Below are 18,621 nucleotides of genomic sequence, written 5' to 3' on the forward strand. Positions count from 1 at the left end.
TTTTGGCGTATTCATGATATGGATGCGCTATTTTTTTGTGTGCCTTGCATTACCTTTTATACCCTTGTATGAGCCTCTCATCCGATTGGGCATTTGCAACGATACTGTCTTAAGGTTCAGTTAAGGTTGGTACCTTATGATTCTTCCATGATGTTAATCGTTCTAAACGCTTTTAACAATTTGGAGGCCGCTCATGTCATTATTTATCAATAGCACTCATCCCTTACAGAATGTCCTCAACACGACTTTCTATATTGAGGCAATTAAGCCAATGCCAGTATTGAATGTGCAAGGAATCCCTTCGTCCTTATACGTTCGCGCCAGCACACAAACGCCAGTAGAGGCATCGCCCGTTTCATATGCTCAAAACCAAGATGCTCAAGCCTTTATCAAGCAAATCTACGAATACATTCATCACGCCAGATTAAGCTATTTTATGCCTATTTTGTTTTCAGGTTTTGCTGATATGCCCTCTTATGGCGATTGGTTATCCTCTGATGATAGCGCTTTACCTGCATTTAGAGGAACGAGCGTTGCGATTGGTCTAAAGCCTATTTCTGAAGATAAGGTATTTTTAGAGCAGTATTTGGAATCTCATATACAAAATGAAGTCAGTCAGATAGCAGGTGAACCAGTCAGTCGGCAGCGCATTTTTGAGATTGGCAATTTGGCATCCGGTCATGCTGGCAGCGCTCGGCTCATGATTGCATTTTTGGTGTTTTATTTATCTACGCCTACCCTGCATCCAGTAACCCATGAGAGCCAGACCAAAGCCGACTGGGTGGTCTGCACAGGCACAGATGCTGTGCGACATATATTGGCACATATGGGTATTCGTAGTCATATTATTGCCAAAGCCACTGCCGAAGCCTTGATAGACCCTGAACAAATATCAGCATGGGGACATTACTATCAACAAAACCCCTTAGTGGTTGCCATCAATGTAGCAGACGCCAAAAGAGTATGCGCGCCTCATTATCGCTATACCGAGATGTTAGAGATGGCTGCTAACGCAGATCTCCCTCTCCACAAAATAACCACTTAACTGATAGAACTGTAAAACCACAAAGTAATGAGGACGAAATGACACCAATCTATACTGCAATATGTGAATACGCTCGCAAGGTACCCAAGCAGGTAGCAATCAAAACTATAGAGGGCGAGCATACTGTTAGCCTCAATTATGATGAGCTTCAGCGCACACTGGCCTTGCTTCATCAGACATTGCATACATGGCAAGGCAAGCGTGTGGCCTTGTATGCGCATAATGAGATAGATTGGGTCATACTTGATTTGGCACTAAGTACCATAGGTGCTGTCGTCGTGCCTATACCCTTATTTTTTAGTGCCTCGCAAGTGGCTCACTTACTCCAAGATGCGCAGATCGAGCTGGTATACATTGGCGCAGGTTTGACACTGCCCGCCATACATGACGTGGATAGTGTAAATAACTGGGTCGTTGCTAAGACAGCAGAAGTAGACACCGTAAAGCTTGAGCACGCTGCTCATATTGCAGGTAAGTTTTATCAACTTAACAACGATGCGGCTTATACGCTGACCTCTCAAGCTTCAGCTACTGTCAGCGAATTTTGTAAAGTCACTTATACCTCAGGCAGCACAGGTATGCCAAAAGGGGTTTGCTTGGGACAAAACACCTTGATGCGTATTGTCGAGTCTCTAGCAGAAGCACTCGCTGACACTTTGACAGATGACGCTGCCAACCCTTTAGACATCACTGATATCACAAGTAATTTTGGTCATTTAAGCGTGTTACCTTTTGCCACTTTGTTAGAAAATGTGGCTGGCGTCTACGTGAGCTTATACATGGGACGTACCTTAGTCATTGGCAAGATTGATCAATTTGGCTTGCTATCCAATCAAGCGTTTGATGCCGAACGACTGATCACAACCGTGCAAACGCATCGCATCGTCAGCGTTATCTTGTTACCGCAAATGCTCAAAGCCATTTGCGAGTATCTGGCAGCCAACGAAAGTCCTCACGCTCATACGAGCGCTTCCAGTAACCATGCTAATAATGATTATGCTGCTAGTAACTACGCTAATAGCAATTATATAGCCAATGTCGCTTTGCCCTCCTTACGGTTTATGGCAGTCGGTGGTGGCAAAGTCTCTCCCAATCTATTACAAGATGCTAAAGCGCTAAACCTGCCTGTCTATGAGGGCTATGGCTTGTCTGAATGCGGCTCTGTGGTCAGTCTCAATACGCCAAAAGCCAAGCGCGAAGGCAGTGTGGGCAAACCTATGCCCCATGCCTCAGTCAGCATCGCAGCTAGCGGCGAAGTTATGGTAAAGGGTAATGCTATGCAAGGCTACCTAAACCATGACAATACCAGCGAAGATATGAATAATAAAGACAATGGCGTTATTGCCACAGGTGACATTGGTTATGTAGATAACGATGGTTATTTATATATTACGGGTCGACGAAAAAACGTACTAATCAGTAGTTTTGGGCGCAATATCTCACCTGAATGGGTAGAAGCACAGCTTTTAACACAGCCCATCATCTATCAAGCGGCGGTGCTGGGAGATGGGGAGCCAAGTTTATCTGCTGTAATAGTCGCCAACCCTAACGAGGTAGCGACCAATAGTAGCGACCTACAATTGGCTATCAAACAAGCGATAGAAATTGTTAATCAAGCCTTACCCGACTATGCCCGTATCAAACATTGGCATTTAGAAAAACGGTCATTTAGCACTGACAATGGATTATTGACTGATAACGGCAAACTGCGACGACCACAAATTTTCACCACTTATAAGTCGGCATTGGGCTTGTGATTAAGGGTATTTATCATTTACTTTTGGAGCACCTTATTATGAAAACCACTCTTATGGCACATAACGTGATGTCTCACGATCCACTGCCAAGCAACCTTATCAACGATAATGATGCTAAAACAATCCCATTTCCATCATCAGTGACGCCACCTTTTCCTGATACCTCAGATATTTTAGCAGCCTTAAGGACACAGGGCTGGATATTACTGCGAGGTTATCACTACGATGTAGAGACGTTTAGCCAGTTGATGAGTCAGCTATGTCAAACGCTAACCTATGACCCTGCCCGCCAAAACATCACTTCTGAAGCGCAAAAAGTGGATGCAGGCACGCATGCTATTGGCCTACATATCGAAAATGGCAATACGCCGATGCCGCCTGACGTCATTGCTTTTTTTAGTGAATTGAGTGCCAAAAAAGGCTCACAAACGACCATTTGTGACGGATACGCTGTGTATCGAGCACTATCGCCTGAACTAAAAGCCCTATTTAGTCAACCAATACGTATCAGTCGCTATTTGCCTCAAGTCATTTGGCAAAATTATGTAGCGACTGCAACAGGCAGAGCTGATGCCGATCAAATAAGCTTGGATGATTTGAATCAATTCATCACTGATACTACTAGCAAAACACTAACGCATCATGTAGAGCCTCAGGATGATGGTGGTGTGCGTTACGTATTACAAATACCTGCTATCCGTACAGATAACTTAAGTAGGCAGCCCGCCTTTGCCAATACGTTGCTGGGGCCATCATTTAACTATGAAAAACCTGAGTTCACGCTAGCAGATGGTCAAAGTGTGGATGAAGCGCTGGTCGCTAAGCTCACACGAATCTGTGAAAAGTATACTCAAGAAGTGCATTGGCAAAACGGTGATGTGGTGATATTAGACAACAAACGCATCATGCATGGTCGTCGTCAAATCGAAGTGCCTTTGGCTGAGCGTAAGCTTTATATTGCGATGGGACTTGGTATTAAAGATTCAGACGATTAGAAGCAGCACGTATCATTACAACTTGTGTTTCAAAAATCCATGCTTTAATAATCCATGTTTCCATAATCAGTATTCACTAAGGATGCGATATCATGACATCATCTAGCTACCAATCAACATCTCAATCAAACCTCGCTCAGCCTATCCTGTCATATACCTTGCTCATTGGGGCTACAGGCGGTATCGGGCAAGCGATTGCAACACAGTTATGCGCACACAATCGACCTATAATTTTGGTTGGACGTAATGCCCAAACGTTGACGTATTTGACTAAAAAACTGGCCAAAGAATACCCTGATATACCGCGACTGTCGCTCAGTTGTGATTTGAGCTCACGGGCATCACAAATTCAACTGATAGCAGCGCTGCGAGAGACGGTACAAGACTGTGGCAATGCCATTGATACGGTCATACTCAATGCAGGTGTCAATGATTTTGCTTTACTCACTGACCAAAGTGATGAGATTATCGAACAAATGATGTTGGTCAATGTGGCTTATCCCTTACAGCTGATAAAAAGACTGCTGCCTATATTAATGATTCAACAAAGCTCTAGCCAAATAATAAGTATTGGCTCAACGTTTGGAAGCATTGGTTACCCTGGTTTTAGTGCTTATAGTGCCAGTAAGTTTGCTTTACGCGGAGCCAGTGAAGCCTTGGGTCGGGAGTATGCCGATACCTCAGTGAAGTTTCGCTATTTTGCGCCCAGAGCCACAAAAACCACCATGAATAAAAATACCGTCGTTGCGATGAATCAAGCATTGAAGGTTAAGATGGACTCACCCGAAACAGTTGCAAAGGCTTTGGTAAACTTTATCTCAACCACAAAGTCTCATCAGCATTTAGGCTTCCCCGAACGTTTTTTTGCATGGCTCAATCGGTTGTTTCCAAATGTCGTTGGCAACGCCATTGTCAAAGACTTACCCACCATCAAGCTATATGCTAAAAAAACGTAAGGGTTGACTCGGTACTCGTCGCATGAGTTTGCCCCTTAAACAGCCACACCAAACAAACGACCAATTAAGGCGGTTGCCATCATCGCAAGCACGCCCCAAATGACGATTCTGGTCGTCGCACGAATAACAGGCGCGCCGCCTAGACGAGCAGAGATAATTCCAAGCAGTATCAAGCCCATAATCGTCAAAATCGCTAATGACCATACCAAAGTGCTTGCTGGTAAGAGTACTATACCGATAATCGGAAGTATCGCTCCAGCCACGAACGACAGACCCGAAGCGACCGATGCATGAATGGGTTTTGCCTGACTAAGATCGGTGAGCCCAATCTCATCACGCGCATGAGTCTCTAGCGCACTGTGCTCAGTCAAACTCACAGCAACTTGCCTTGCTAATTCATGATTCAGTCCGCGCGTCTCATAAATTTTTGTGAGCTCTAGTAACTCGCGCTCAGCGTTATGCGTCAGCTCATATCTTTCTTTATCGAGATCCGCTTTTTCGGTATCTGCCTGCGATGAGACAGAAATATACTCGCCAGCAGCCATCGACAAAGCACCTGCCGTCAATGCTGCCATGCCTGTCAGCAGTAATGTCTGGCTGCTTGGCCCAGCAGCTGCTACCCCAACCAGCAAACTGGCAGTCGAAATTAGACCGTCATTTGCGCCCAGCACTGCCGCCCGCAGCCAATGATTACGATTGCTCAAATGCGTTTCGTCATGAATAGAGTGATGCATAAGACCCCCAAAAGTGTAGACATAAAAGCATGACTCTAATGACATTTTTGATGCCACCGCAGCGCATACCATTTGAGACGTAAGAATATATCAAGCTTACGCTATCACCCATAAGCAATAAGATGGATACGCGATATGCTGATGCGTGGTTGATATAAATCTTGACGGCTTGCGGTACCATTACCGACAAACGACAAAACCTTTGTTTTGCTCACATAGCATTGCGCCCACGATGACTCTTTTTTATAGTGACCTGACGATAACTTATGGTGGCAACGTCCTTGATAGTGGTTTTTTACTTCTTATCGTGACGACAAAACCTGTTTTTGGTGCCGCGCGATTGGCAAAATCTAGCGTGAGGTTGTGAAGCTCGGCGATTCGATTGGCGATTGACAAGCCCAGACCACTGCCTAGCTGTGCTTGACCAGCTGGACGATAGAAGCGTTCGCTGAGTCGCTCTAGTTGTTCTGGATCGACGCCCACACCGTTATCGATCACTCTGATCGTATTTACATCTAAATGCAGCTCAATCAGACAGCCTTCTGGACAGTAGCGAATGGCATTGTCTAATAGGTTGCGGATTAACAATTTAAACAATACTGGATTGATGCATATGGGCAAAATATCCTCAGGACTGTGACACTGCACTATACGTTTTAATTGGATGTGCTTTTCACGCGCCAGACGGTTCACATCACTGAGTACCGTATTGGTGAGTGTGAGCCAGTCTGGACGTTCCAATTGCTCAGATGGCAATTGCTGTTGTGGCTCCAACTTGGCCAAAATCAGTAGTTGCTCGACCAAATGCGTGGCTCGCTCAATGCCATCGCTGATCTTTTGCGTGTGATAAAACAACTGATCGTCATCTTCTATCCCAGACAATTGCAATAGCTGCTGTTGCAATAGATCTGCCTGTAGCTTTAAAGCAGCCAGCGGACTACGCAGCTCATGAGAGGCATCCGCCGTGAAGCGCTGTTCACGTTCTAGAGTGTCTGCCACTTTAATGAACAATACATTCAAAGCTGTGACTAAGGGTTGAATCTCTTGCGGGACATCTGCTGTAATAGGACTATCATCTTGCGGCTGTCGCTGTTCAACCTCAGCACTGATTTGACTGAGCGGCATCAGTCCACGCCGTATCAACCAAACGGCCAAAATCATGAAGGCAAATAAGCCAATCAACATAGGCAGCACTTGCACAGACATGGCTTTAACAATCATTTCTTGACGAGAGTCAAGGCTTTGACCAACCACCAATACCCGTCCTTTACGCATACCATTGTCTTTGTTATCGTTATCGTTGTCATTATTATAGTCTTCATGCGCATAGAATAATCGCCAATGCTTGCTAAAGGGATTCAAGCGCTGATAGGCTGAGTTATCATCTTCTACAAAACCACGCTGGTCTGGCAAAAAAGAAAAAGACTGACCATTCTCGTCAGCTGCCAATAGATGTCCCTGTCTATCCCAAATGGCAAAACCCATGTAATCATCTTCAGCATCGCCAAGATCCCCTGATAGCTCCTTACTTTTCAAATTATATATCTTGGCAACAGGTACTCCGCTATCCACCTTTTCGTTACTACTTTTACTCTCACCTTGGCTGTTTTCTTGCTCGCTGCGCTCTTGATCATTGTCATTTGCAGATATGCCAATCAAATAGCGCACAACTTGCGTAATCTGTGTGTCATTCATCTCATTGATTTCATGCCACAATCGCCAAGCAATAAAGCTCGATGTGATCAGCCACAGTAAAGGCAGACCAATGAGTAAAGAGATTAACAAGCGCTGCTGGATACTTTTCATAAGCTCACATATTGCTCATATAGTAAAGCTCAAACTAGATATAGATCATTTATTGGCCAAGCGCTGGATTGAGATAATAGCCAATACCGCGCTTGGTTAGAATAAAGTCATTGCCCAGTTTTTTGCGTAAATGGTGGATATGTACTTCTATCGCGTTACTATCGATGTCTTGTTGCCAGCCATACAGCTTGTCCTCCAAACTGGCTCGACTATGAACTTGTTTGGGATGCGTCAACATTTGCTCGAGTACAGCCACTTCTTTGATGGTTAATTCGATAATTTGACCTTGGTAAGAGACTTGATGGTTGTGCGGCCAATAAGCGACCTCACCATAGCGAATCTCAGGTTGACTGCGTCCCTGACTGCGCCGTATCAAAGCTTGCAAGCGCGCTACCACTTCATCTAAGGCAAACGGCTTGACCAAATAATCATCGGCGCCTGCATTCAATCCCGCCACTCGATTGGCAATGGCATCACGAGCAGTGATGATCAATACAGGCGTGTCTAGCCGTTTGTGTCGCCAACTTTGTAGCACCGTCATCCCGTCCCCTTTTGGCAAAGTCAAATCCAGCAATACGGCATCAAACATATTTTCTTGCAACGCCATCTCACCCTGTTTGGCATCACGGAACCAATCGACCATCATGCCGTGATTTTTTAGGCCAAGCACGATGCCTTCTGCAATATTGTTATCATCTTCTATTAGTAATATGCGCGCCATAACCACCCCATTATTTTATATATTATCGTGGACGACGTATCGTCACCGTCTTATTACCTGTTATCATCGATTTAACGAGATTTTGCCGTTCCCAATAACTCATGACAATCGCAGAAACAATATGTAAGGGGACAAGTAAGTATAAACTATTGGCCAGTGTTTCATGGATTTCTTCAAGCAGGTTTTTATCACCAAAAATGTTTGCTTCCATCAGATAACCACTGATACCTAACCCTATAATCACAGCCCATAGCGCAAGCATCATCATGGCAGCCAATGCATTGTGTCCAAGATGCTGCTCATCTATACGGCGAGCGCCCAAATCAGATAGGTGACGCTTGATACGAGAGGGCGTGGGCAAAAAATCACTAAAACGGGCGTGGCGCGTGCCAACCAACCCCCAAAGTAGACGTACGACTACCAGCCCTACCACGGTGTAACCAACATATTGATGCCATTCACTGCCCTCTTCAGTAAAGAACAGATTGGCCGTGATACCAGCTGCCACTGTCCAGTGCGTCACTCTGACTAAAATATCCCAGACACGTATCTGCCTCGTTTTAGAGGTATTTGATAACGAAAGACCGGACTCATGGGTCGGATTTATTACGCTGTTTTTAATCATAGCCATCATTCCCTAGATAGTTCATTGATTTGCGAGCAAGAGAATCGTTAGACATCGAATCTAATTGAGATATCGCTATTACAACAGACCAATCTTAAGACAAGCTTACGCTATGACCAATCAACACCAGTTAATTTATTTGCGGACAAATATTGGACAATTCGATACATGCAGCAAGGCTTTTGTCCAAATAACTACCGATAAGCTCAGCCTTCTTTATCTGTATGAAGTTAAACAATAAAATAACGTTGGTAACCATTTATATTCTTGACAGACAGGTTAAAACTTAATCTTGTAATAATATTGTAATGAAAATAATTATCATTATAATAAGCACTTCAACCATCTGCTGGAACTGTTTTCATGCAACTGTCTCGTTTATATTCTGCTTTATTTCGCTCGCCGTCTTCACTACGAGCGCTAGGTTCAACCTGCCTATCCACTTCGGTACTACTGATCGGCGCAAGCCAAGTTGCATGGGCACAGACTGAGCCAAACACGGATACTCAGTCTGATCCTAGTGTGGTATTAGATACGATTGTGGTGACCAGCAGTGCTGATGCTTCAGCAGATGGACTGCCAACTGCCTATGAAGGCGGTCAAGTGGCAACTGGTAGCCGCGTCGGTATCTTGGGCAATCAAGATATTATGGACACGCCGTTTTCCACCACCTCTTATACCAATGAATACATCACCAATCAGCAAGCACAAAGTGTGGGGGATCTGCTCAAAAAAGACCCGACTGTCCGCGTCGCAAGAGGCTTTGGTAACTTTCAAGAAGCCTACTTTATGCGCGGTTTTGTGACGACATCAGATGACACGATGTACAACGGTCTATACGGTATATTGCCAAGACAGTACATCGCGACTGAATTGTTTGAGCGTGTCGAAGTCCAGCGCGGTGCCTCTACTATGCTAAATGGTGCTGCTCCAAGTGGTGGTAACTCAGGTGGTACGATTAACCTACTACCAAAACGTGCTGGTAATGATCCACTACGTGAAGTAACGCTCGGTTATGGTCCGGGCGATCAAGGCAAGGTAGCAGTAGATGTGAGTGACCGCTTTGGTACAGATGATGCACTTGGTGTTCGTTTTAACGCCGCTTACCAAGATGGCGACAGCGCTATCGACGACGAATCTGCAACATTGGGTTTAGCCGCTTTGGGTCTAGACTATAGAGGCGATCAGTATCGACTGTCTGCTGACTTGGGTTGGCAAGACAACAAGATGAATGAGACTCGCACCAACGTCACTCTTGAAGGGGTTTCTAGAGTGCCAAAAGCACCAAAAGCAACCAAAAACTGGGCACAGCCTTGGACGTATTCAAACGAAGAAGACGTATTCGGCACCATTAGAGGCGAATATGACTTTAATGACGCCCTCACCGCTTATGGTGCTTATGGTGTTAGAAGCGGCGAAGAAGAAAACTCATTGGCCAATTTAACTGTCAATGACGTCGATGGTACAGGCACCACCTACCGCTTTGACAATGCTAGAAAGGACTTGGTACAAAGTGCCGAGCTTGGTCTACGCGGTAAATTACAAACGGGCAAAATCGATCATGATTGGGTAATCGCAACAGAGCTTTATGATCAAGAAGAAAAAGGCGCTTACGGTTTTGATTTTAATAACCTACTTGCGACCAATTTATATAACCCTACTAAGTATCGTGATAACAGTTGGTCAGATGCAGCCTTTTTTGGTGGTGACTTAGACAACCCAAAATTAACAGGTGAAACGCAGCTACAAAGCTTCGCTCTAGCAGATACTTTTTCTTTGTTCGATGACAAATTAAAAACCACCTTAGGCGTTCGTCATCAAAACATTCAAACAACCAGCTATGACTATAATACTCAGGAAAAAACCTCGGATTATGATGAAAGCAAATGGACACCTAGTGTCGGTCTTGTTTATCAATCTAGTATGGACTGGTCTGTCTATGGTAACTATATCGAAAGCCTAGCCAAAGGAGATACTGCGCCTTTGGTACAAGGTGGCACCACGGTCACCAATGGTGGTCAAGATTTGGCACCTTATGTCAGCAAACAGACAGAGGTGGGTGTAAAATATGACAATGGCGTTATTGGCAGCAGTCTTGCGATCTTCCGTACCGATGAACCACGTGCTTATGTTAACGACAACGACACTTTTGTAGAAGCTGGAGAAAACCGTCATGAGGGCGCTGAATTATCAGTATTTGGTAGTCCAAGCGAAAACATGCGTCTGATTGCAGGTGTCAGCTATTTGAGTGCTAAGCAAAAAGATACAGGCGATGTAACATTGGATGGCAACCGCGTTATTGGTGTGCCTAAACTCCAAAGTAACGTTAACTTAGAATACGATTTAGCGGCAGTCGAAGGACTGACATTGACGGGCGATATTATTCACACAGGTGCTCGTTATGCAGATGCTGCCAACACGTTAAAAGTTGATGGCTATACCACTTTGGACCTCGGTGCCCGCTATCGTACGGTACTGGCAGGACAAGATGTCACGTTAAAAGGCATGGTGACCAATGTCACTGGTGAAGACTACTGGCAATCAGTAGGTGGTTTACCAACTTATGGTTATTTGAATGCAGGCGATCCTACTGCGCTGAAAGTATCAGCGACTTTTAATTTTTAAGACATACGAGTAAAAGCATATAGCGTCAATCATATTGATTCGATTGCAATAAAAAGGGCGTCTTGCTAAAAGATGCCCTTTTTTAGTACCCAAATAAATTGTTTATTTGATATAAATGCGATTTACTGAAGCCTTATTTTAGTAGCTTCTGTAGGAAATCAACCCGAGATATCACCAAAAAATCCAACAATGCTATGGCAACAATGGCAATGATAGCCGTCGGAAATATAGCAGCCACTACCAATAAAGGAATGGCAAACGGCCACCACACTGATAGATTAAGATGACGAGCGGGCGGGTTCAATCCTATCATCTCATCGATGCCACGCGGGCGACGTTGCCACCACATGATATAACCGCTCACGCAAATGGCAATGACGGATAAGCAAAATAAAACGTTGGCGAGCACGCTCCATAATCCTAGCGTTCCCATGTGTATGGCGGCACCTGCTGCCATGAATTTGCCAAAGGCGTTGTAATCATTGAAACGGATATCTGCTAAGACATTACCCGAATAGCGATCGATATGTACTGTACGATCCGCCGTTGGACTCTTCATATCATAGCTCATCGAATCTTGGCTGATCGTCCATACCCCAGTCGCGCCTTGAGGTAAATTCATCTGATAACGCCCTTCAAAACCAATTTCACGGACAAACCTATCTACCGTGTCAATCATAATAGGAATATTGGGTGCAATACCGTTCTCACCCATCGTTGTCCCTGACACGGGCATCGGCGTCAATTCTAGCACCCAAGGCACATCCTTGGTACTACCTGTGTTTAGTGCATCGCCATGTGTTGGTACAATCGCTGGTGTTGCGCCATGAACGTGCGGCGCGGCATCGGCGTTATCCATATCCATACCAACATGATGCTGGCTATGGTCAATCGAAAGCGGTATGGGTGCGACGCCCCACTTACCCGCAGGGAATTGACTCCACGCTTGCACGACTCGTTCGCCCCAAATACCAGCCCACGCCATGCCTGAAATGCAAAAAAACAACAGTACAATCGATATCCAACTACCCAATGTTCCATGAATGGTTCGAAAAAATGAGCGTTTTTTCTTAAGCGTAGTATTATCATCAGGAATCAACATAGCTTTAACAGATTTACGTTTTTTCCACCACAAATACCAGCCCGTTAAAATCATTAAAATCGTTAAGGAAGCCGTGGTTTCTTGAATGTAGTCACCGACTCTGCCCAATAGCAAATCACTATGAATATCATCAAAGGTGTTATACAGATTACTATTCGTCGGTATGCTCTTAACAATCTCGGCCGTGTAAGGATTCACCGCCACCATATTGTCATGCCCTTCTGATACCACCTGAAACAAAGCCACGGTATCACTCTCACGAGGGGCAATATACTTTATCAGTGTACTATCGGGCAACGTGCCCAGCGCATTTTTGGCTTGGGTAGCGACAGGCGCTTGAGCCATCGATTCTGGCGTAGGTACAGTCAAACGATCATTGTCTCGACCTAAGGTATTGGACATGAGTATCATGCCAAGCCCTGTGCACGCTAAAATAATTAAGAAAGGCGCTACAAACATGCCAGCATAAAAATGCCATCGCCATACCGTAAAATAGCGCTGATTATTGTCTGATTGAGGGGTTTGTCTGTTCATGGATATGACCTTTAACACTCTTTGGTTGCTCAATAAATGACCCAGACGTATTGATCATAACCACAGATACCGTGACTATCCTCTTATTTACGCCAGTCATCCTTTCTATATTTTAGCTACGGCTGCATGATACGAGAAAACGTATTTAAACACCACTATTCATAGCGAGTCACTTTTGTAACAGGTTGATTTTTAGTCCATTTGTATTATTAGATAATCCCCTCTTTATTTACTACATCCAATCAAGCACTGATGATTTACTATTATTTTTTTAATGATAATAATAATCATTAGTGTTATTATCTACAGCAATTACTCTTGTCAAAACAACCTGCCATATTCACCGATAACTTGCTAATAGGACATACGATGCGGTCTCCTGTCACCTCCAATTCCACTCAAAAAAAACGTCTCACTACGGCTGTACAAATTGGTTTAATCCTAAGTGTCAGTCATATCGCTTATGCCGAAGATATACGAAGCAATATTGGAGACAATGAGACCGCCACACCATCGACCACCTTGGATACTATCGCTGTTTATGCTGACAGCTACCGCAGCACAGGTACAAAAACCGCATTAGACCCCAATGATGCGCCAATGAGTTATACCAGAATTGATCAAGAATTATTGCAAAAACGTCAGGCAGATAGCGTCAATGCCGCCCTGCGTTACGAGCCCGGTATCAGCGCTGAGAGCCGCGGAACGGTTTCTATCTTTGATGAATACAATATTCGTGGATTTAAGACGTATTCCAACTTTTATGATGGACTAAGACTGCCTTATGACGGCGCTTGGAATCTGATGCCGCAAGTAGATATCTATGCAACCGAGTTGGTCGAGGTGGTGAAAGGGCCAGCATCCTCATTGTATGGCTATGCATCACCGGGCGGTATGGTCAATCAAGTCGCCAAAACCCCAAAAAACACCCAAGCGTCTGAGGTGCAGCTACGACTGGGCAATCAAAACCTAAAAGAAGTTGGCGTGGATACGACAGGTCCTATCACAGACACGCTAAATTATCGCTTAGTAGCATTAAAGCGTAAAAAAGATGGTCAGATGCAGACCACTGAAGAAGAGCGTACTCTGGTTAACCCATCAATCGAGTGGCGACCGACAGAAGATGTCTCCGTGCTTGCCAATGTCTTTTATCAAGACGATCCAGAGATGGTGCCCTCTACGCCGCTGCCTGCTGTGGGCACTGTCTACAACGCCAGCTATGGGAAGCTGGGTAGCGATGCTTATGCAGGTGACAAATGGAATCGCTTTAGCAAAGAAGTGCTTATGCCAAGCGTCACTGTCAACTGGGATATCAATGACAAGCTAACTTTTAAGCATATACTTCGTTATACCGATGCCGAGGTGCAGCAGCGCAATATGTACAACAGTGGGTTTGTCAGTGGTAGTGATAAAATATTGAATCGCGTGGCCTACACCACCGATGAGAGCATGAACAACTGGACAACGGACAATCAGCTGGCTTATAAACTAGATACCGCCAATACATCGCACAATTTATTGTTCGGTGTGGAATATCAAGAGACAGACAGCACCGCGACTTACTATGATGCTGGAGCGGATGGCACACCAAATCTTGACTTGTCTCAGCCAGATTTTTCGCAGATCAATGCGGATACTTTACCGCTAAATAACTATCGTCAGGATGAGAGTATCGAACAAAGCCAGCTTGGGTTTTATGTGCAAGACGAGATGAAATGGCAAGATTTGACGATCGTAGCAGGTTTGCGTCATGATAACTTTGATAGTATTACTGACCAGACCAAAGCGTCTGCTGGTGCGATCTATGGCGACCAAAAGATTGATAATGACGCATCAAAAACCAGTGGCCGTCTCGCTGCCATCTATGCCTTCGATAATGGCATATCGCCTTATGCCAGCTACTCGCAGTCATTTCAGCCTGTGGTGGGCAGTAACTTCATCACCAATAAGCCGTTCGAACCTACCACTGCCGATCAATTAGAAGCAGGTATCAAGTATCTCTCTCCCAACCGCGCCACGCAAGGCACATTGGCGGTCTTTGATATCACGCAAAAAAACGTCGTCGTAGCGGATGAGATCAACTACAGAAGCCAAACGCAAACGGGTGAAATCAGCTCTAAAGGATTCGAGGTTTCAGGCAGTCACATGCTCAATGACTGGGTAGATGTTGCCGCAAGCTACAGTTATACCGATGCCGAAATCACAGCAGATGAGTTCAACCCTAATGTGGTCGGCAATACGCCCGCACAAACGGCCAAACACAAAGCCACATTATGGACAGATTATTATGCTACAGACAAGCTTACCCTAAACGCAGGCGTGCGTTATGAGGACGGCATGCAGCTTGATAAACAAAACTCAGATCAATTGCCAAGTGTGACATTGGTAGACATTGGCGGTAATTATCAAATCAATCCCATGCTCACGGTTGGTGCTAGCATCAATAACTTGTTTGATAAAACCTACGTGGGTGCCTGTTATGACATCAATAATTGCTGGATGGGACCTGAACGACAAATGTCAGTCAGTCTAAAGGCCAATTTTTAATCCATACAAGCTGTCTATTTATTAATATGGCCTGCATAAAAACTGGTTTTATTTTTATCACACCGTCACAAGATAATAAGCAATACGCTTATCAATACCGTACCAAAAGAATCGTTACAAAAGAAGGAAACACCCATGGCAAAATCTAATCCAAGAGTACTTGAAGTTATTCGTACCACCTACCTTACGCCAAATATGTGCCGAGTCACACTTGGCGGTGAGGGATTGACAGATTTTCCTATCGATCAAGAAAGTGCATATATCAAACTCATTTTCCCTCAAGGCGAAGATAATAAACCATTAATGCGCACCTATACTGTCAGCGTCCAACGTGACAACGAGATAGATGTGGATTTTGCACTGCACGACGTTGAAGGCCCTGCCTCCACTTGGGCACGAAACACCCAAATTGGTGACACAATCTTAGTGGGTGGCCCTGGGCCAAAGAAGCTCATCAACAACGAAGCTGATTGGTTTTTGTTAATTGGTGACATGACAGCCCTACCTGCAATTACCGTCAATCTTGCCCAGCTTCCTGATGATGCTCGTGGCTATGCTGTCATTGAGGTAACGACTGAGGACGATCGACAAACGCTCAAAAAACCCGAAAACATTGATATTCATTGGGTCATCAACGCTGAACCAAATGATGACACCTCTCCATTACTTGAGCACACCAAAACGTTAACGTGGCTGACAGGAAAGCCCGCGGTATGGGCGGCTTGTGAGTTTCATAGCATGCGCGCGCTACGCCAGTTTTTTAAAGTCGATCGTCCGATAGAAAAAACGCATTTATACATCTCAAGCTATTGGAAAGTCGACAATACCGAAGATCAGCACAAAATTGAGAAACGCAACGATGCAGAAAGCGCTGCCTAATAGGCGACGTTCTTCGGTGGCCGTGACAATATTCGTAATAACATTAGCAACCCCTTAAGCAATATGATGATGTTTTATACTCAGTCATATCGCTTAAGGGGTTTTTGGTTTGATAGGTATTTTTTATTTCTAAAACCAACGTTTGTAATGACTGATATCGATAGCAACGTGCGACATTATTTGTTAACCTCATCTATAGCATCAAGGTATTGGCCGCACGCTATCATCTATAAAAGGTATCGTCATCTAATGATAATATTTCGTGAAAAATGGCTTTGGGCATTGTGCCTTGCGATATTGGTACATGTGGGTTTTTTCTTTATTTTTTATATGAATGTGAATAAAGAAGATTCGACACAAGTGAGCAACAGTCGTGTCAATACGGCCAAACCTTCCGTGACACCTAACATTCTAGATGACTTGCCACCTACCATTGCCAAAACCTATACTGCACCTGTTAAAAACTTAAATACCGTCAGCTCCAAAGATACGACAGAAATACCATCAACGACTCAGAAAAACCCCATCACATCTACACAGACAGACGACATAAGTGCTGCTAAAACAATGACAGAAGACGCTGTATTAACGTCTACTAAGTCAGCCTCCACGCTTAAAGCGCGGGCCGAAAAAATCAAGCCGCCAAGTCCCGGTACAAATGAGATGTCTGCGTCTATACCATCGGACAATATCGAGGCGCTAGAGAGTATCAAGACCCGTGCTGGTTTGTTGTCTATCGACGTGCCGACCCAGCAGCCCACTATCAAAATAGACAAAGACTATCTCTCGGCAAAATCTGAAGTAGAAGACATCAATAGCCAATTGAGCGCCGCCATTAATGAAGTTAAAAACCGCAATCAGCAAAAAATAGATGAGACGCAGCGGTTAAGAAATGGTGCTGATACCAGTGAAAATCAAAGCGCCAATCAGGTATTTGAACAAGAGCGCCAAGGTGATTCACTCTAAAGATAACTACAACATTGCATTGATAATAAAACCCCAGCGAGTAACTGGGGTTTTATTATTTGCGCACTAAATATTTATCAACCCTCTACTATCGTTCCCCCATGCCTTCTGATAAGGTTTTATTAATAGGTTTGGTGAGGTAAGACAATACCGTACGCTCCATCGCTTTGATATCGACAGAAGCTGTCATACCAGGCTTAATGACGATCTCATCTTCCCGACCTTCAAACTCAGCGCCAGTGATAACAATCAACACCCGATAATAAGGTTCTTCGCCTTTGGGCGTTTGCTCTATCAAGGTATCTGGACTGATGTAATTGACTGTGCCATTCATAGCCCCAAAGATTGAATAATCATAAGCATCGAGCTTGACAGTTGCGCTCTGTCCTTCTTGTACATAAGCAATATCAGCAGGACTGACTTTTGCATCAATCACAAGATCACTGCTGGTCGGCAAGATCTGCATGATGGTTTCGCCTGGTTTGACCACACCGCCAATGGTTGTCACGTTAATGTTGTTAATTTTACCCTCTGTCGGTGACAGCAGACGCTTTTCTTCTAATACTTGTAAACTGTCTCGCAGCACTTCAATCTCGGTATCTAGCTCTTCTTGTGCTTTGGTCATCTCCGCTTGCGCTTCTTCAAAATACTTATTGCGCTTGTTATTGATTTGCGCCTCGATGTCAGCGACTTGACGGCTCAGCTTTATGATATCTGCTTGACTGACATCACCATACTTCAATAACGGCTCATTCATCTTAAGCTCTTGTCTTGCCAGCACGAGCATCTTTTCAAGTGAAGAAACCTCTTCGTTGATGGCTTGCCTACGACGATTATAGAGGGTGGTTTGGTTTTGTACGTCATTATTAGTACTTATAAGAAATGTATTGATTATCATAAGAACGATAAGTCTTGAAGTGTGTGCGTGGATACCATGCCTTTTCTTAGAATTGCAAAGACTATAGTGTGGTTAGAATAACTTTCTTAAGCCTCTTAGTTTATAGATTTTGGCTTATAGTAAATAAAAAATATATCGACACTTTTTATTTTGACAACACCTCTTATTTCAAACTTATAATAGGGAAACATAAGGATTTAAATCTAATAAAATTCATGTATTGAGCACTTTGTATAATCATAATTACAACTAAAAATACAAGACTCTGACTCACCGATCAGGTATAGATTTTCAAAATAGTAATTTTTTATCTGTGTAGTGCTAGACAATTAAATGCCCTATTTAACTAAAATCAACGATCGTAAATAGTGCATTATTTACTTTTAGCGATTGAAAAAGGCTACTGTACATTTGCCATCGAAAAACGATGA

The 18,621-nt window shown here is 44.1% G+C and carries 14 protein-coding genes; 8 read left to right on the plus strand and 6 right to left on the minus strand.

Annotated features, from left to right (window positions below; genetic code table 11):
- Positions 1-193: 193 nt before the first annotated feature.
- The 4 genes from FW759_RS02150 to FW759_RS02165 all read left to right on the plus strand — a co-directional run bounded on the left by FW759_RS02150 (position 194) and on the right by FW759_RS02165 (position 4,753).
- On the plus strand, positions 194-1,045 hold the full coding sequence (locus FW759_RS02150) for a thermostable hemolysin (RefSeq protein ID WP_446442045.1): 852 nt from the start codon (positions 194-196) through the stop codon (positions 1,043-1,045).
- A 38-nt stretch (positions 1,046-1,083) separates the two neighbouring features.
- Positions 1,084-2,802 carry an AMP-binding protein gene (locus FW759_RS02155; RefSeq protein ID WP_446442046.1) on the plus strand — a complete coding sequence of 573 codons (1,719 nt, stop codon included), beginning with the start codon at positions 1,084-1,086 and terminating at the stop codon, positions 2,800-2,802.
- A gap of 38 nt (positions 2,803-2,840) precedes the next feature.
- The gene (locus FW759_RS02160) at positions 2,841-3,797 is read left to right on the plus strand and encodes a TauD/TfdA family dioxygenase (RefSeq protein WP_446442047.1); all 957 of its coding nucleotides are present in this window, start codon (positions 2,841-2,843) and stop codon (positions 3,795-3,797) included.
- A gap of 92 nt (positions 3,798-3,889) precedes the next feature.
- Entirely contained in the window at positions 3,890-4,753 is an 864-nt protein-coding gene (locus FW759_RS02165; protein WP_446442048.1) for an SDR family oxidoreductase, read from the plus strand.
- 35 nt (positions 4,754-4,788) lie between these two features.
- Here the strand turns inward: FW759_RS02165 and FW759_RS02170 are convergent, their stop codons facing one another.
- The 4 genes from FW759_RS02170 to FW759_RS02185 form a co-directional block, all read right to left on the minus strand.
- Positions 4,789-5,487 (minus strand): VIT1/CCC1 transporter family protein, encoded by a 699-nt coding sequence (locus FW759_RS02170; protein ID WP_446442049.1) that lies wholly within the window; start codon positions 5,485-5,487, stop codon positions 4,789-4,791.
- Positions 5,488-5,751: 264 nt separating this feature from the next.
- Entirely contained in the window at positions 5,752-7,293 is a 1,542-nt protein-coding gene (locus tag FW759_RS02175; RefSeq protein ID WP_446442050.1) for an ATP-binding protein, read from the minus strand.
- A gap of 49 nt (positions 7,294-7,342) precedes the next feature.
- On the minus strand, positions 7,343-8,014 hold the full coding sequence (locus FW759_RS02180) for a response regulator (RefSeq protein ID WP_446442051.1): 672 nt from the start codon (positions 8,012-8,014) through the stop codon (positions 7,343-7,345).
- Positions 8,015-8,036: 22 nt separating this feature from the next.
- Complete coding sequence (locus FW759_RS02185) at positions 8,037-8,639, minus strand: cytochrome b/b6 domain-containing protein (RefSeq protein ID WP_446442052.1); 603 nt, start codon at positions 8,637-8,639, stop codon at positions 8,037-8,039.
- 363 nt (positions 8,640-9,002) lie between these two features.
- Here FW759_RS02185 and FW759_RS02190 point away from each other — a divergent pair, with 363 nt between their 5' ends.
- Positions 9,003-11,264 (plus strand): TonB-dependent receptor, encoded by a 2,262-nt coding sequence (locus tag FW759_RS02190; protein WP_446442053.1) that lies wholly within the window; start codon positions 9,003-9,005, stop codon positions 11,262-11,264.
- Positions 11,265-11,397: 133 nt separating this feature from the next.
- Here the strand turns inward: FW759_RS02190 and FW759_RS02195 are convergent, their stop codons facing one another.
- Complete coding sequence (locus FW759_RS02195) at positions 11,398-12,900, minus strand: PepSY-associated TM helix domain-containing protein (protein ID WP_446442054.1); 1,503 nt, start codon at positions 12,898-12,900, stop codon at positions 11,398-11,400.
- A 369-nt stretch (positions 12,901-13,269) separates the two neighbouring features.
- Here FW759_RS02195 and FW759_RS02200 point away from each other — a divergent pair, with 369 nt between their 5' ends.
- From FW759_RS02200 to FW759_RS02210, 3 genes are all read left to right on the plus strand, one after another.
- Positions 13,270-15,447 (plus strand): TonB-dependent siderophore receptor, encoded by a 2,178-nt coding sequence (locus FW759_RS02200; RefSeq protein WP_446442055.1) that lies wholly within the window; start codon positions 13,270-13,272, stop codon positions 15,445-15,447.
- Positions 15,448-15,582: 135 nt separating this feature from the next.
- On the plus strand, positions 15,583-16,326 hold the full coding sequence (locus tag FW759_RS02205) for a siderophore-interacting protein (protein ID WP_446442056.1): 744 nt from the start codon (positions 15,583-15,585) through the stop codon (positions 16,324-16,326).
- Between the two features lie 249 nt (positions 16,327-16,575).
- On the plus strand, positions 16,576-17,292 hold the full coding sequence (locus FW759_RS02210; protein ID WP_443571158.1) for a hypothetical protein: 717 nt from the start codon (positions 16,576-16,578) through the stop codon (positions 17,290-17,292).
- An 88-nt stretch (positions 17,293-17,380) separates the two neighbouring features.
- On the opposite strand, the gene FW759_RS02215 is transcribed toward FW759_RS02210, so the two are convergent.
- Complete coding sequence (locus tag FW759_RS02215) at positions 17,381-18,190, minus strand: HlyD family efflux transporter periplasmic adaptor subunit (RefSeq protein WP_443571159.1); 810 nt, start codon at positions 18,188-18,190, stop codon at positions 17,381-17,383.
- Positions 18,191-18,621 lie beyond the last annotated feature (431 nt).

This window comes from Psychrobacter sp. 1176_08, from assembly GCF_052850615.1.

Coding starts and splice junctions, on each gene's coding strand:
- FW759_RS02185 (WP_446442052.1), bottom strand. CDS start 8,639: ATGATTAAAAACAGCGTAATAAATCCGACCCATGAGTCCGGTCTTTCG.
- FW759_RS02210 (WP_443571158.1), top strand. CDS start 16,576: ATGATAATATTTCGTGAAAAATGGCTTTGGGCATTGTGCCTTGCGATA.
- FW759_RS02200 (WP_446442055.1), top strand. CDS start 13,270: ATGCGGTCTCCTGTCACCTCCAATTCCACTCAAAAAAAACGTCTCACT.
- FW759_RS02170 (WP_446442049.1), bottom strand. CDS start 5,487: ATGCATCACTCTATTCATGACGAAACGCATTTGAGCAATCGTAATCAT.
- FW759_RS02155 (WP_446442046.1), top strand. CDS start 1,084: ATGACACCAATCTATACTGCAATATGTGAATACGCTCGCAAGGTACCC.
- FW759_RS02175 (WP_446442050.1), bottom strand. CDS start 7,293: ATGAAAAGTATCCAGCAGCGCTTGTTAATCTCTTTACTCATTGGTCTG.
- FW759_RS02160 (WP_446442047.1), top strand. CDS start 2,841: ATGAAAACCACTCTTATGGCACATAACGTGATGTCTCACGATCCACTG.
- FW759_RS02165 (WP_446442048.1), top strand. CDS start 3,890: ATGACATCATCTAGCTACCAATCAACATCTCAATCAAACCTCGCTCAG.
- FW759_RS02205 (WP_446442056.1), top strand. CDS start 15,583: ATGGCAAAATCTAATCCAAGAGTACTTGAAGTTATTCGTACCACCTAC.
- FW759_RS02195 (WP_446442054.1), bottom strand. CDS start 12,900: ATGAACAGACAAACCCCTCAATCAGACAATAATCAGCGCTATTTTACG.
- FW759_RS02215 (WP_443571159.1), bottom strand. CDS start 18,190: ATGATAATCAATACATTTCTTATAAGTACTAATAATGACGTACAAAAC.
- FW759_RS02190 (WP_446442053.1), top strand. CDS start 9,003: ATGCAACTGTCTCGTTTATATTCTGCTTTATTTCGCTCGCCGTCTTCA.
- FW759_RS02180 (WP_446442051.1), bottom strand. CDS start 8,014: ATGGCGCGCATATTACTAATAGAAGATGATAACAATATTGCAGAAGGC.
- FW759_RS02150 (WP_446442045.1), top strand. CDS start 194: ATGTCATTATTTATCAATAGCACTCATCCCTTACAGAATGTCCTCAAC.